At 44.7% G+C, this 16,502-nt stretch carries 9 protein-coding genes; all 9 read right to left on the bottom strand.

Annotated elements, in window-relative coordinates; translation table 11 throughout:
* Window positions 1-36 precede the first annotated feature (36 nt).
* On the bottom strand, window positions 37-1,050 hold the full coding sequence (locus tag ACIFSR_RS16765; RefSeq protein WP_430058529.1) for an S-layer homology domain-containing protein: 1,014 nt from the start codon (window positions 1,048-1,050) through the stop codon (window positions 37-39).
* A 75-nt stretch (window positions 1,051-1,125) separates the two neighbouring features.
* Window positions 1,126-6,549 (bottom strand): family 78 glycoside hydrolase catalytic domain, encoded by a 5,424-nt coding sequence (locus ACIFSR_RS16760; protein ID WP_430058526.1) that lies wholly within the window; start codon window positions 6,547-6,549, stop codon window positions 1,126-1,128.
* Window positions 6,550-6,730: 181 nt separating this feature from the next.
* Entirely contained in the window at window positions 6,731-7,828 is a 1,098-nt protein-coding gene (gene rhaS, locus ACIFSR_RS16755) for a rhamnose ABC transporter substrate-binding protein (protein ID WP_339202967.1), read from the bottom strand.
* A gap of 67 nt (window positions 7,829-7,895) precedes the next feature.
* On the bottom strand, window positions 7,896-8,885 hold the full coding sequence (locus tag ACIFSR_RS16750; RefSeq protein WP_339202968.1) for an ABC transporter permease: 990 nt from the start codon (window positions 8,883-8,885) through the stop codon (window positions 7,896-7,898).
* Window positions 8,886-8,889: 4 nt separating this feature from the next.
* Window positions 8,890-9,939, bottom strand: a complete 1,050-nt coding sequence (locus ACIFSR_RS16745) for an ABC transporter permease (protein ID WP_339202969.1) — start codon at window positions 9,937-9,939, stop codon at window positions 8,890-8,892.
* Between the two features lie 15 nt (window positions 9,940-9,954).
* Window positions 9,955-11,469, bottom strand: a complete 1,515-nt coding sequence (locus ACIFSR_RS16740) for a sugar ABC transporter ATP-binding protein (protein WP_430058521.1) — start codon at window positions 11,467-11,469, stop codon at window positions 9,955-9,957.
* A gap of 224 nt (window positions 11,470-11,693) precedes the next feature.
* Window positions 11,694-13,340 carry a response regulator transcription factor gene (locus tag ACIFSR_RS16735; protein ID WP_430058518.1) on the bottom strand — a complete coding sequence of 549 codons (1,647 nt, stop codon included), beginning with the start codon at window positions 13,338-13,340 and terminating at the stop codon, window positions 11,694-11,696.
* A gap of 2 nt (window positions 13,341-13,342) precedes the next feature.
* A complete protein-coding gene (locus ACIFSR_RS16730) occupies window positions 13,343-15,178 on the bottom strand; it encodes a cache domain-containing sensor histidine kinase (RefSeq protein ID WP_430058515.1) in 1,836 nt (611 codons plus the stop codon).
* A complete protein-coding gene (locus ACIFSR_RS16725; RefSeq protein WP_430058512.1) occupies window positions 15,168-16,205 on the bottom strand; it encodes an autoinducer 2 ABC transporter substrate-binding protein in 1,038 nt (345 codons plus the stop codon). Before ACIFSR_RS16725 ends, ACIFSR_RS16730 begins: the two co-directional genes overlap by 11 nt.
* Between the last annotated feature and the right edge of the window lie 297 nt (window positions 16,206-16,502).

Genomic DNA, 16,502 nt, shown 5'->3' with positions numbered 1-16,502 from the left:
TTTCCCCTCGACTTTCCTTAGTTATTGTTTATCGTTCTATTTTTGCTTCAGCATGGCAAGGATGACGACTACCGACTCAGCCCGAGTAGCATGTTCTTGAGGTGCAAACCGGTTACCATTTCGCCCTTTGATTATTCCTGTCTCCACAGCTGCAGCTACGTAACCAGTCGCCCAAACAGGAATTTCTAACGCATCCGCAAACTGCAGCTTCGTTTTTTGGTCTGCTTTTAGATCAAGAGCCCTCATGACGACAGCAACCATTTCTGTCCGATTAATTAACTGGTCTGCGCGGAAGCTTCCATCATCATAACCTTTTAATAGACCTGCCTTAACCGCTGTTGCGATATACGGTTTCGCCCACGCAGCTATTAGATCGCTATCGTTGAAGGCAAGTTTACTGTCTGCTCCAAGTTCTAGATGAAGCGCCCGAACCATCATCGCTGAGAACTCCGCACGCGTTACTGCGCGGTTAGGAAGGAATGTTCCATCGGCATATCCCGTAACAAAACCGAGCTCAGCCGCTTCCCTAAACGCACTCTCCGCCCAATGTCCTTTAATATCTTTCCAATCCACAGAAATAGATTTTCCAGCTACAGTTACCTGCAGCACAGGTTTCAGTTCATTCATCTCCAATTTCGAATTAACAAGCTGCACAGCTTGAAGGCTGACCTCAGCATTCCCCTCAGCAATTCGCTCAAATTTCAGCAATACCAGCTCTTTGTCCCCTGTCTCGCCTGCTGAATTGCCTGTCTTCGTATGGGCAAACCGAATGGTCCCCTTCTTTACGATCGGATCGACAGAAAAACCTGTCAAAGCAGTAAGTGCTCCAACAAACTTCAATCGAGTGGAATCATATTTCATCGAAATATCATAGGCAAATACATCGATTAAGTTTTTTCCTACTACTGAAATTTCAGTTTTGGCTTCTTGACTGGTGAGCTTTAGTTCAAAAGAAGCAGCTGCCTTATCCGCCATTGCCGAAATCGGCATTAAACTGAACATACATATTAAAATTGTGAATACTATCGTCATTCGTTTTGCATTCGACATATCGCATGAATCCTTTCATAGCAGAGTTTATGAGGCAGGTTAGTATGCCTGCCTCCTACTTCGAAATTCGTATGTCTATTCCAAGCTCCACTCTTCAAGAATCATTTGCGCAATGGAAGCTAATACACGAATGTCGATTACATTTGCGCCGATCACATCTGCTTTCTCAATTTCAGACCAGTTTGGATCTTTGGAGGTAACACCATAGAAATTCGCTATGATCGACAGATCTCGAATCGTAACCTTCGTTTGTCCCTCGATCAGTGTTACAATCTTCGCTTTGAAAACTTGAAGAGCTTTGTTTAGTATCGTTACAGCCTCATCTATTTGCCACTGGCTGCTTCCTGTATTCTTGGCTGTGTTAATGGCTGCCAGCAGCAGCGCTTTTGATCCCGCAGCGTACTTGCCGACCTTTCTGCCTTCGATTGCCCTGTCATGTTTTAATTGTGCTTCTGCAATCAATCGGTTTAACTCCGTCCTGTCACCAGGAGCTGATGGAATCACCGATTCGTTAAACACTTTTACTGCTCCATTCAAGCCGTTAAGCGCTATGGTGACTTGCTCCACAGTCGCATTCGGATCAATCTTCACTGCAATCGCACTGTTGATTGCGGCATGCAATGCCGCCTTAGAACCCGTTGGGTACTGGCCCGGCTGCGTGCCTTCTATTGCGGCATCATGTAACACCTGCGCTTGTTCGATTGCCGTATTCAGCGCTGTTTTGTCAGCGAGGAGCACTTCCATCGAGAGTACAGCTCGCGATACATTCATCATTGTTCCCTTCCCATTATTCGACACTTGGAAATCAGACAGCGATATCGTTGTATTGCCTGCTAGCGCACTCGGTTTCACCTTCCCGTGGAGGCGGAACAGATTGCCACCATCAATACCTGCTTGCTGCTGGCCTGAGGTGACCATGATGATCCGAATCTGGCCAAGCTCGGCTTTAACCGCCGTTCCAAACACTTCGAAATTCGGCTTCAACGACTGAATGACCGATGGGTCCAGCGAGAGGTAAGTACTTTCCCCAACCGTCTGGAATTCGAATTTCTGCGGGTCATAATGAACAATAACATCAAGAGCCGTGAAGTTTGAGCCTACATTTTCAGCACCGACCGTCCACTCCGTTCCCTGTCCTGCTATGACGGTGTCACTTCCTGACAAAGCAGCCATATCTCGTTCTGCGGAAGCTGCGGTTACCGTAACATTTAGCTCAGCAGTCTTGCTGCCGTCTTCTGTCGTCACAGTTATGACGCCATTTACTTGATCTGCTCCCTTATTGGTTGCCGTTACAGTTGCTTTCGTTGTATCGCTAGCTTCATCATAATGAACATTCGTGATGATAATGTTCTCGTGATTCGACTCAAAATGCACCAGCTTATTTGCAGCATTTGCCGGAAGCACTGTCGCAGCAATTTCGATGCTTTCTCCATCCTTCATTTCGAGCGAAGTACGATCTAGGCTTATGCCAGTAACCGGCAAGCCAGCTTGATTGTTATATACCTCCAGCTCAGCTAATTGGAGCCTATAGTAAATATCGTCTGATGCCATATCCCCAAGTTTATTGACCGACAGCCTTACATATCTAGCGGTCTGGTTTTCAAACGTATACAGCTGTGGCAGCATCAACGGGTTCGGCTCTCCAGTCATTCTCTTTACTTCTATATAATCTCCTTCATCAGACTTAACCTGAATAAGGAAATCGATAGGATAGGAGGCGGTTCGTGAATCTGTTGTACTGGAGTCCGTTCTTGGATACAACACCACACTATTCAGATCTTGATTCGCACCCAGATCAATCTCTACCCAAAGCGGGTTGTTTTCCTGAGATTGCGAAGGAGAGCCTGTTGATGAATATTTTCGCGCCAAATTGCCGTCCGTGAGCCCTGCTGCCCCCCACTCTGGCGAAATCTCCAACGTTTCGCGTGCGGTTGCCTTTTTTCCTAACGCCAGATTCGCCCCGGTAACTACGATCAACCGAATAGAGGAAGTAAGCACAACTTCTCCTGATTTTACCGTTGCAGTAATTTCTGCGGAGCCGGGTCCAACTGCAGCTGCGATTCCGTTATCAGTAACTTTGATCACATTAGTGTTGCTGCTCTCATACTTAATCTCAGCATTAGTGAAATCGGCTTCCATGCCATTATCCATACTTCCGCTTAATGTGAGCTGAGTTTGTTCACCTTGCTGCAGCTTCGTTGCTTTGCTGCTCAAATTGATGCTTTCCAGCTTTAAGTTGGAATCAGCCATTGTACTAGCGAACGAGTATGCTCCAGATCCGACCGAATAGACCGCTTTGTCCCCTTCCATTCGCAAAAACTTGACACCTGCGGCTTCTTCAGCAGGCTGTCCGCCTTCACTTACGGATGCTTTATCTACCGCTGGAATGTATACGGTCGCTGTTGTATTAACTGGAATTGTCACATTCAGCTTGAAGGCTGAGCCCTCCTGCTCCCAGCGGCTCTTGATCAAGCCGTAAATAGACTTGTATTCGCCATTCACATGGCTAAACTCTCCGCCTGGCGTAGGCTGAATGATAATATGTTTGAATCCGGGCTGCTCTGGATCAGCCTCGATTCCTGCCGCATAGCGGAACATCCATTCTCCAACGGAGCCAAGCGAATAATGGTTAAAAGAGTTCATTCCTGCGTCACCGAATCCATTCTCCTGTGTATAGGAATTCCATCTCTCCCAAATGGTCGTTGCGCCATTTTTAATGCTGTATCCCCATGAGGGGTACGTATCGTTCGTCAACAAGCGGTAAGCAACCTCTGTATAGCCCGCCTCTGTAAGTACCGGCAGTAAATAACCTACACCAAGAAACCCGGTCGACAGATGCCAGTTTTTGCTTTTAATATTTTTAACTAGATGCTCAGCAGCTTTTTTCTTGATATCTCCATCCAATAATTCCATGTGCAGTGCAAACACATAACCTGCTTGCGTATTGCCTTTGATCTGTCCGTCCAAACCAACAAACGCGGTGTTAAAAGCAGCTTTAATATCTTTGAATAATTGACTATATTTCTCCGCATCGTCTGTTTTCCCAATGATCGCTGCCATCTTGGACAACAAATTCGTACTGTATGCAAAATAGGCCGTATTCACCACATCCGTTGGTGTGGTTTCATTCACGCTCAACCAGTCCCCGTAACCACCGGCTGGACGAATGAGCTTGTTGCTGTTCGTTTTGAGAAACTCGATCCATTTCACCATCGCATCATAATGCTCTTTGATTACGGAAGTATCGTTATAAGCTAAATACAGTGTCCATGGGATAATAACGCCTGCATCTCCCCAGCCGTTGCTTCCATTACCCATTCCGCTAACATTTGGCGCAACGTCTGGGAATGCTCCATTTGCCCCCTGCGCATCAACAACATCCCGCATATATTTCTCGTAAAACCCAGGAACTTCCATGTTGTAGGTAGCAGTGCGAACGAATACCTGCGCGTCTCCTGTCCAGCCCATTCGTTCATTACGCTGAGGACAGTCTGTTGGAACGCTTAAAAAATTTCCTCGTTGTCCCCATGTGATGTTGCTATAAAGCTGATTGACCATCGGATTGGAGGTTTCAAATGTCCCGGTCTTCGGTGTATCGGTGTGAACAACAATCCCCGTTATGCTATCTAAAGCAGGTTCACCCGGATAACCAGTCACTTCTACGTAACGGAAACCGTGGAATGTGAAATGCGGTTCATATTGCTCAAGCCCGCTTCCTTTCAGGACATATTCATCTGTTTGTTTAGCTGTACGCAAGTTCTCCGTGTAGAGCGTCCCATCATCATTCAGCATCTCGGCAAACCGCAGCTTCACTTTCGTTCCGGCAGTGCCTTCGACTTTTAACCTTGCCCAGCCAACCATGTTCTGTCCCATATCAAAAATGTAAGTGCCGGCTCTTGGCTGCTTCACTGAGATCGGCTTCAATTCTTCCGTCGCCTTGACGGTAGGGCCTACCTGTGCAACCAGCTTCCCGCGGAAATGGCTGACCTCTTTTACATCGTTCCATGATGAAGCGTCATAATTCGAACGGTTCCACTTATCCATTTCTTTGCGAGCGTCATATGTCTCTCCCATTAGAATATCGGAGTAGCGAACGGGACCCGAAGTCGTTGAATGCCAAGAAGAATCGGTCATTACCGTTTCACTAGTGCCGTCTTCATATTCAATTTTTAATTGGAATAAAAACGACAGCTCAGTTCCGTACTGATTTGGACCAACATGTGCTACATTTCCCGCGTACCAACCGTCACCCAGCATGGCCCCAACCGCATTTCCTCCTTCAAGGAGCATGTCGGTTACATCATAGGTCTGATACTGCAAACGCTTATTGTAATCCGTCCATCCCGGATTAAAGTAATCGCTGCCTACCCGTGTCCCATTTAAGCTGAGCTCATAAAGTCCAAGCGCCGTCGAGTAAACAGTCGCTTTACGCACTGGCTTCGCAATATCAAATTCTTTCCTCATCATAGGTGAGCTTCTGCTTTCGACTTTCTGATAAAAAGTGCCGTTCTCTACGAGAAGTTTTCCATCTTCCGTTAATTGCCCCCCTTCAAAGCTTGCTGCTTCCTTATCATCAAAATTTGCTTGAAACAACTCCTTGCCATGTTCATCCTTAATGACGATATTGTCGAACAAGGCGCGCTCATTCGTCCTTGCGTCTTTATGCTGACGAAATCCAATAGGACCGAACGAAATATTGTCATTTTTCATCGTGTCGATTAATTCATTGTTGAGGTAGGTTTTGATCTCTTTGCCGTTCACTTCAATTTTCAGATGATAAGCAACATTCAATTGCTTGTCATTCGGAATGACACGTGAAATATCTACTTCCTTCATAAGCTTCGTACCGCCGACATTCGTGTGTGGCCGAAACTGGGCATACGCTTTTTCTTTTACGTTAAACTGCCAGAAAAAATTATTGGAGGCATTAGGTCCGCCAAACAAAATCGCTGCCCCATCATTTAATATTGTAAAATCCAGCTCGATTGAATAGCTTGTCGGCACGGTCGCAGGTGTGGAGGCGGCAATCCACTTGGCTTGCCAATCAGTTGGCGCGAGCAATCCCATTTCCCAGAAGCCCGGCTCACTCCATGCTGAAGCGTGATCATTGTTATCCCAAACCTTCACTTTCCAAAAATAACGTTTTCCGGATTGTAAAGCTTCTCCTTTGTATTCCACATTGTTGGAATCGCTGGACATAATTTTGCCAGAATCCCATATGTCTCCCTCATTGCCAGCCAAATGGCTCTCTTCTGAAGCGACAATGATTTGATAGGCAGTTTGCATCTGTGCTCTCTCTGTTGATTCAAGCAACCAGCTGAGTCTCGGCTTGCTGTTATCGATTCCGATTGGGTTATGGCTATACTCTGTATGTAAGTCATATGCAGTCATTTGGCCCGTTCCTTCTGCTCCGAATGCGGCTACTGGCTGTAATAAAGCAATTACAAGAACTGTTGCTAAAAATAAACCAAGCAGCTTCTTCCTGAACAAACTATTCATTTGCCAAAACACTCCCTTTTCCAATACATTGGTATCGCTTTCAATTTGGAAGACTAAACATAAATCCATAAAGAAATAGCCGGGAGTACAAAAAAGGAGTTCCTGCATGCTGCAGATCCTTCAACGACTACCCGGCTAATCTTCTCATTCTTCGATTATGTGTAATGATGAAAGGTTTGTTTTAATAAACATCCTTCCATTCAGCGATGTTAGAGGAATCGAATTTGAAGGGATCGCCAAGCATAATTTGCGTGCCTTCACCATCTTTCACGACTTCTTTCTCACCTAGTTTGCCAGCTGTCAGCTTATCCCCAACCGCACCTGTAATCTTGCCGTTCACCAATGCGTCTGCTGCATAACCGGACAAGTAACCAACATCAATCGGATTCCACAAATACATCCACTGACATACGCCGCTCACGATATATTCCGCCATTTCACTTGGCAGGCCAAGACCGGTCAATTGCACTTTCCCAGTGAGACCCTTATCCGTTAAAACCTTGCCCGCTGCCGCGATTCCTACAGTCGTAGGTGCAATAATGCCTTTCAGATCAGGATACGATTTCAAGAGCGCCTCTGTCTCGGACACGCTTTTATCGCGCAAATCATCACCGTAAGCCACTTTAACGAGCTTGATCTTACTGTATTTTGAATCCTCCAACTCTTTCTTCATCCATTCGATCCACGTGTTTTGGTTTGTCGCTTGCGAGGTCGCGCTCAGGATCGCAATTTCGCCTTCGCCGCCAATCATTTCCGATACACCTTGAATTAGTGTGCGGCCGATACGCTCAGGATCTGCTTGATTTACATGAACCATGCGACTGGCTGCGTTAACCGCTGAATCTAAAGAAAGAACTTTAATTCCTTGATTCATCGCTTTCTTCAGCGCCGGCTGGAGCGCATCCGGATCATTTGCCGCAATTGCGATCACGTCCACCTTTTGCGAGATAAGCTCTTCAATCATTTGAATTTGTGCTTCTGCTGTCGGCTGATCTGGCGCCTTCAAAATCGCTTCATATCCGAGCTCTTCAACAGCATTTTTATAGCCTTCCATTTGCTTCTCACCGTATGGATTACCCGTGTTTTTAAAGATAATGGCATATTTCTTCTTTTTCGCGCTGTCCGTTGTGTCATTTCCTTTGTTTTTCTCTGTAGCTTCGCTCTTGTTGCCGCCCGTATTTTTGGAATTACTGCCGCTGTTGCCTCCTCCGCATGCGGTTAACATCGAGATCGTAAGCAAAAAAGTTAAGCATACAGATAACACTTTGTTTCTTCTCATTGTCTTTCCTCCCTTTTTTGTCCAATCCTTTATATACAAAACAGCCGATCGACTGTATTGCACCAACTTAAGTTTTCTTCGTACGACTCCGACCTACTTTAAGTCTCGGAACAGCGACGGCAAATATAAGAAGCAAGCCTATAATAATGAGCAGGATTTGCGCTTGTACGTTGACTAATCCTAAACCATAACGCAGGAAACCTATGAGGAAGACCGCTAGTATGGCTCCTACCATTCTTCCTTTTCCTCCAGCCGTGCTAATGCCGCCGAGCACAACCATGGCAATGACATCGAGCTCATACCCCATCGCAATATTAGGACGCGTGCTTCCCATACGGGAAGTTAGAAACAAAGCAGTCACAGCGGACATCAGTCCTGCAAGCGTAAAGACAATTACTTTTACACGATCGACATTCACACCTGAGAAGCGGGCCGCATTGATGTTATTACCCATCGCGTACAATTGCCGGCCGAACACGGTTTTGTGCAGCAGTAAGCTAAACACAATGGCAAATACCGCAAAAACAATCAAGATAAACGGAATCGGTCCCACGTACCCCCAGCCCAAATAGCTAAACCACTCTGGAAAAGATCCCGCTGCTTGATCCTCCAAAATAATGTAGGCGATTCCCCGATAAATGATCATCGTTGCCAAAGTAATGATGACCGCGGACAATTCCTTGTACTTCACAATGAGGATGCCGTTAATCCATCCGCAAATGGTGCCCACTGCCAAACAAATGACCATAGCTAGCACAATAGGGACACCTTTATTGAATAAGTCCGCCATAATAACAGACGATAGAGCCACAATCGATGCGACGGATATATCAATATCCGCGAGGATGATGATGAACACCATAGGAAGCACGATAAATGCTTTATCCAGAAATCCCATTGTTGCATCACGCAAATTATCGTAATCCCAATAAAACTCTGATAGATTCATATTCATCACGGTTATGGCAAGAAACAATACGACCAACATCCATTCCCACTGAAGGAAAAACCGTTTGAAGGAAAAATCTTGCTTATTCGTAACAATTCTCGGCTCCATAGCGTTAGATTTTCCTCCTCATCAGATTGTTGCGATCAACGCCGCGCTTGACGATTGCATTAATAAGGACCGCGATCAAAATAATTGCGCCTTGAATGCCGTTCTGCCAGAAGGGCGATACGTTAATCAAAGGAAGTGCATTATTCAAGATACCTAGCAAAATAGAGCCAAGGATGATGCCTGAGATTTTGCCAGAACCACCTGCAATGCTCACACCGCCTAGTACACACGCAGCAATTACACTGAGCTCATAACCCGATGCCGTATCTCCTTGCGCTGATGCAAATTTGGATACCCATAGCACACCCGCTAAGCCGGAGAGACCGCCCATAATGGAATATACGAGCCATAATATTTTGTCTACCTTAATGCCGCTTATTACTGCCGAATCTGGATTGCTTCCAACAGCATAGATTTGTCTGCCCGTTCGGGTATGATTAACGAAATAATAAGCGATGAAATAAATGAGGATTGCAATAAAGATTAGGTTATTGATTCCGAGCGTTGTTCCCGTTGCCATCGCTTTGAAACTTGCAGGCATTTGATGTGCACTAACCCATTTGCCCCCACTCGTTAGATAAGTAAACCCGCGGAATACGTTCATCATCCCAAGTGTGGCTATGATGGGCAGGATACCGATTTTTGAAACCAGGAAACCAATGATCACACCGCTGACAAGTCCCGTTAAAGTGCCGATCAGAAGGGCGACGACAGCTGGTATTTCCGGAAATGCACTGACCGTCTGTGCCGCGATCATGCCTGAAAGAGCCAATGTTGCACCGATGGAAAGATCAATTCCGCGGGTAACGATTACGAGCATCATCCCTACAGCCAAAATGCTCAAAATCGCGGTGTTCGTCACCATATCGTTTATATTTTCCAAGGTCAAAAAGCTGGGGTTGCGAAGCTGAACGCCAATGGAAAGCAAAACAATAAATCCGAGTAGTCCAAGCTCTCTGAATTTGGCAATCTTAGCGCTGAGCGTGCGCGTTGGCCTTGTAGCTCTAAGCGAAGCTGCGGTTATACCTCTCGTACTGAGTTCTCTCTCCTGCATGTGTCATGCCCACCTTTAATGTTGTTGTATAAGAGGGCGATCGTCAGCCATTGATGCTTGAAGTATCGCTTCCTGCGAGATCGAATCGCGGTCTAGAAAAGCTGTTATCCGGCCCTCGCGCATGACGGCTACCCGATCGCACATCCCAATCATTTCAGGCATCTCTGACGATACCATCAATATCCCATACCCTTGACATGCCAAATCGCTAATCATTTCATATATGGCAGATTTGGCGCCAACATCCACACCCTTGGTTGGTTCATCCAAAATGATGACATCCACATCAGCAGTCAGCAGCTTTGCAAATACAACCTTCTGCTGGTTGCCGCCTGAGAGCGAGCTGGCCAAATCAAATATGCTTTTTGCTTTAACATTTACCTTCTCCGCTAATTGCTTAGCGATACTCGCTTCCTTACCAGTGTTAAGAACACCTTTGCTTGAAATCTTATCAAGTGATGATAATGTTATATTTCTACCGATGCTCCACTGTAGAACGAGCCCCTGCTTTTGCCTGTCCTCCGGCAAGTAGCCAATCCCCATACGCATCGCATCGATCGGTTTTCGGATGTTCACTTCCTGCCCCTTGAAGAACACCTTTCCTTTGTCGCTTCGCTCAATGCCGAAGATGCTTTGGCAAACCTCTGTCCGTCCTGCCCCAACGAGCCCAGTCAATCCTAATATTTCCCCTCTTCGCAGCGCAAAAGAAATATCAGCAAAGTAGCCGGTTCTGCCAAGTCCTTCAACCCGAAGCAATTCTTCCCCAATCTGCGCTTCCTTCTTCGGAAACAATTGCGTAATTTCACGACCTACCATCGCAATAATTAGATCTTGGTTCGATATTTCATCCACATTCCAAGTCCCGATGTATCTGGAATCCCGGAATACGGTCACCTTGCTGGCCAGTCGATACATGTCCTCGAAGCGATGAGAGATAAAAATAATAGCTGTTCCCTTGTCACGCAAACGCTCTGTAATCCGGTATAAGTCTTCGCTTTCCCTATTGGTAAGAGCGGCTGTTGGTTCATCCATAATAATGATCTTCGCATCAACGGAAAGCGCTTTCGCAATTTCGACGATTTGCTGCTCAGCTACACTTAATGCTCCCATTTGCGTTTTAGGGCTGAATGCTGCGCCAAGCTCCTTCAGAAGCTTATCAGCCTCCTTATGCATTTCGTTCCAAAGAATCCGCTTAGTCCCTTTTTGAATTTTCTCATGCCCCATAAATATATTTTCTGTGACGCTTAAATCAGGATAACAAGTAACATGCTGATATATGGCTGCAATGCCCATCCGCTTTGCATCCGTAGGATTTTTAAAATCCACGCGTTGTCCATCAAAGAGGATTTTGCCGACATCTGCTGGGTGGACACCGGTAATCACCTTAATAAAGGTTGATTTCCCCGCTCCATTTTCGCCCATCAACGCATGAATCTCACCGGGCTTCAACTTAAAATAGACATTATCAAGCGCCTTGACGCCTGGAAAAGTTTTTGTAATTCCCTCTAGCTCCAAAATGTACTCGGCCATTGCCGAATCACCCTCCATCCTTCGCTGTTCTCTGCATGCTGCTGCTTCTTGCTTCCTTCTAGGTCTACCTTACCGAAATTACAGTTCGTGAAGAAGGAGACATTCGTTACTTATGGGGGAGTGTATTCGCTTTGTATTTTGAATCCACATTGCATGGCTGTTTGTGAACAAAATAAAAAGGCAGGCGCTAGGCCTACCCTTTAGTTTCTCTACTATACTGACTATCATTTCGAAAACTTCTGTTCTCGATATTTAGATGGCGTCTCCCCAGACCATTGCTTGAACAGCTTGCTGAAATACTTTACGTCCTGATAACCAACCTGAACGCTTATATCGTAGAGCTTTAATTGCGAATCAATAAGCAGCTCCCTTGCTTTCTCCATTCTAAGACCCGTGATGTAATCGAGAATCGTTTCACCTGTTTGCGTCTTGAAATGCCGACAGAAATACGAGGGATTCATATAGACTTGCTCAGCTATACGCTTAATCGTTAAGTCGTCTTGTAGATTGGCTATGATCCACGCTTTGGCCTGCTCTATCGGCTTCATGCTGCCGCTTTGACGCATACGCTTCATTTCCAGAACAAGCTGAGCGATCTGCTGATCGAGTTCCACTTTGAGCTCATTAAGATTTATCGCCCGCTTAATCGTTTGAAGCCGGCTCTCGAGTGAATCTAACATTGGCGTATTCACTTTCATTTCAACGCCGACCGAATGGATAAGAATAAAGGCGTTCATTATTGCTCGTTGAATCGCGGCAGGCGAATCCATTTTTTCAAGCCGGGCAAAAAACTCCTTTGTAAACTGAACCGCTGCTTGCTCATTTACTTGTTCGACCGCCTGCTTCATTCGCTGCGCAATATGGACAAGCTCATTATCCATTTGGTCTGAAGAGCTCTCCGTCTTGAATTGTATGCCATCTCGGCCAAACAACTGATTGCCGCCATATAATAAACGATAATACATTAATGATAAGGCTTGATCCTTTGCTTCTGGCAGCAAATATAAATCCTCAATCGAGCTGCCGCATGAAACCGAAACTGTAAATGGCGTGTAGGACTGAATCGCTGAACGAATTTGACCAGACAGCTCGAACGATGTTTTTTCTAATAAACCGTTGTTTTCGCCATAAGCCTCGGGAAGATGCAGCAATATCCAAAAATTCGAATCGTCCCCTCTCCAGCACCAGCCTATGGTTTCTGATTCATTCGAACATTTCTCTACCACCTCTTTGATGATATTCTCAAGCACATAAACATAAGCCTCCCAGTCTTTTGGGGTATAACTTCTTGTTTTTACAGGAAGAGCATCGAGGCTTACATATTGAAGGACGTATCGGCCTTTCGGAAACTCATCCACCCAATATCCTAGGCGCGAAATATCGAGCCCTGCCGAAGTGACATAGCTTAACAGTTGCACTTGCTGCGATGTTTTTAGCTCTTCTGATTTTCTTTCCATCTCATTCCATTTCATATGTTGAAACCGTCCGCTTTCAATTTTCAACTTGATTTCTGCCATTCGATTCTTAAACTGCTCTCGGTCAATAGGCTTTAAGAAATAGTCAACAGCTCCTTCTCGAAGCGCTGTCTGAATATATTGAAATTCATCATAACCACTAATTACAAGCGGGAAGAAGGAATAGTGGCGTTTGCCCTCGCTAATTAACGTTAGACCGTCCATCACGGGCATCTTCACATCCGTAATAAGCAAATCTACTGCTCCTTGTGACTGATGCAAATAATCCATTGCTTCTTTGCCATCAGACAGCGTCGCAACGATTTCCCACCCCTCACCGCAAGAGCGTATGAGTCTAGCAATACCGTTTCGAATCATTTCTTCATCATCTACAATCAATGTTCTGATCGCCTGCATGCTTACTCCTCCTTGCTTTTCGATTTTTCTGCCACATCGTTCAGGGTGATGACAGGAATACGGATAATAACCTCAGTTCCCTTACCAAAAATGCTATGAAGCTGCACCCCATACTGCTGGCCTAACATAATCATAATTCTAGCGTTCACATTGCTTAACCCGAACCCAGAATCCTTGTGGGCTAGTGTCTCCGATCTGAGCGACCTCTCGAGCTTCTCCAATCGATCATGATCGATACCCGGACCGTTGTCCCATATGCGAAAAACGATATCTTCCTCTCCAGAACGCGCACCAAATTCACGACTAATGCTTAGACGAATATCAAGTGCTTTACGGGTTTCAAGACCATATTTAATGGCATTCTCAATGACCGGCTGCAAAATAAATTTGGGTGTATAAAAGGTTTCAATGTCCGTTTTTTTATCGATCTCAAACAACAGCCGATCATTGAATCGATATTTCTGAATGGTCAAATAATTGCTAATATGCTGGACTTCTTCCGCAATCGCTACAAATTTGTTTTTGTTGCTAACGGAAAAACGAAGCATACGGCCAAGCAGTGTAACCATCTCGACAACCATTTCCGATCTGCCGTCCTCTACCGCCATGTTAATGGTCTCCAGCGTATTGTACATGAAGTGCGGATTGATCTGAGACTGCAGGGCGTAAAGCTCTGCTTCCTTCTGTCTAATTTTGATATCAAAATTCGTTTCGATCAGCTCATGAATCGTAGCTACCATCGAATTAAAGCTGCGCGCGAGTGCTCCAATTTCATCATTGCTTTCAACCTTAAGATCCACCTGAAACCTGCCCATTTCTACATCCTTCATTAGACGGGAAAGCTTCTTGATCGGCCGCGTTACATTCATTGCGAAGAAAATCGAAATAATCGAAGTAATGAGGACAAAGCAAATAAATACAAAAATGGTCACATTCATAACCAAATCTGTACGCTCTGTTAAATATTTTAGCGGTATGCTATGAGCTAGTATCCAGTCAAAATCATTTGATTCACTAAGGCTGACGATCACCGCTTTTTTCCCTGACCCTTTTCGAAAGCTGCCGTTAAAAATGGGATATCGATTTATTTCTTCATCAAAGCCTCCTATTTTCTCCTCATCTGTATGAAAGATGATTTCGCCCTCACGGTTCATCAGCCATAAATCTGCTGTATTGTTCTGTTCAAACTCCCGCAATATATTGTCAATAAAAGAGAGCTTTACCGCAACCAGCATTGTCGCCAGGCTTTTGCGGTTATCCACATCATTCATCTGTTTCATGATCAGTACATAGGGTTCGTTATTCTCGAATGTCAGATTGATTTGGCTAGGAAGAATAATTTTCGCTTTTCCCCTTAAATCAAGATCCTGGCCATAAGGGATAAAAGCATTATCCGCATTAAGACCTGTAAACTTTGATCTCGCACTGTAAAAAAACCTGTTTTTCGAAAATATGAAAACACCCATAACATCGGGGTTCCCCGTATTTAAATAAGTACGTGCCAAATAATTGTTTACCTCGAATTGGTCCTGATTCAGCTGTGAACGGCTCTGATAGGAGTCGCGACGCAAAATAGCGATCATATTGTCAGAGTTGAACATTAACGTATGCAGCTCTGCAAAATCCTCCATATGCTTCGTTATATTCGCATTTGCTTGATACAGAAAACGCGGCATATATTCACCAATTTGTTCTTCAATTGATTTTGTGTACTGCAAATAAGAAAAAGTACCGAGCAGCGACATAGGGATAACGCTAAGCAGTAAATAAACTAATATAAGCTTAGAGCTGAGCCGATAGTTTCTGAAGCGCAGTTGCTCTGGAAATTTAAAAATCATATTGATCCACATTCTCTGCTGTAAAATCGATCGGTTCTCCCATAATGACCGTATCCCCGTTCACCCTGATAGTCCCAACATTATAAATGTCTTGACCATCATACGGCAGCTTGCCTTCGAGCAGATTTTTTGCAAGCACAACAGTTAAATATCCAAGTTTTTTGGGGCTCCAAAGTGTCGCCATTTGTGCGGAGCCATCCTTTAAATAATCGCGCATCAAATTCGGCGTGGAGAGACCGACAACTTTGACTTGACCTGTTTTGCCAGCTTCTCTTACAGCTTGTGCTGCAGCTGGAGGTCCTACAGAAGAATTGCCGATAATGCCTGCAAGATTCGGGTACTTAGCTAACAGTTGTTTTGCTTTCTCATAAGCCTTTTGCGGATCATCTTCCGTCTCTACAATATCAATCAGCCTCATTTTTGGGTAAAACTCACTCTGCTGATGTTTGATCCATTTGAGCCATTCATTATGATTAGAAGCAGAGAACGCTCCTGTCATAATTGCGTATTCGCCAGTTTCTTCTGTGTTCCATGCAAGCGTATCCAACAAATGGCGGCCTAATGTCTCTGTATCGACCATGTTGACAAAAAAATCTCTGCCTTCTGGATTCGTATCTGCATCCCAAGTAATGACCTTGATCCCCTTGCTTTTGGCTTCTAAAATGATTGGCAGCAGCTTTTCTGGATCGTTTGCAGAAACTGCAATCGCATCTACCGACAAATTGATAAGATGTCTAATCACATTAATCTGCTTTGATGCATCAGCGATTGGAGGCCCTTCATAAATGACGTTAACGTCTAAATCATTAGCTGCTTCCATCGCACCTTCTTCTGCGACATTAAAATAAGAAATCCCCATTACTTTTGGTACGATGCCGATGGTGTACTTTCGATGATCTTCCTGTTTCTCTGAGGTTGAATTCGATTTAATGGAATGGATCACGTCATATTCACTTTGTGAGTAACGCCCCTGACATGCGGTTGCAGTAAAAATTAATAACAGGATAATAATCATTTTCCTGAACATGCCTTCACCCTTTTCCATTAACCGTTTGCGATAGTTTCATTAAATGATGACAAAACATTCTAGTTGCTTAACAACTGCCTTACCATTGAAAGCGTTTACTTAAATCATTTGAATTCTTCTTTATATTGATGCCACCCCTCGCTGGAATTCATAGCTACTCTATTCTACATTCAGCTTAGCTATCCTCCCATTATGTAAAATTGATAAAAGTTAAATTCAATGTTGACTCCTACACTGAAATTGATTGGTACATTGCTCACATGAACGAAACATATCGGACACATTTAGCAAGGAAAT

The organism is Paenibacillus sp. NRS-1760 (assembly GCF_050467785.1).
Lineage (GTDB): Bacteria > Bacillota > Bacilli > Paenibacillales > Paenibacillaceae > Pristimantibacillus.
This window is presented reverse-complemented; position numbering and strand designations above follow the sequence as displayed.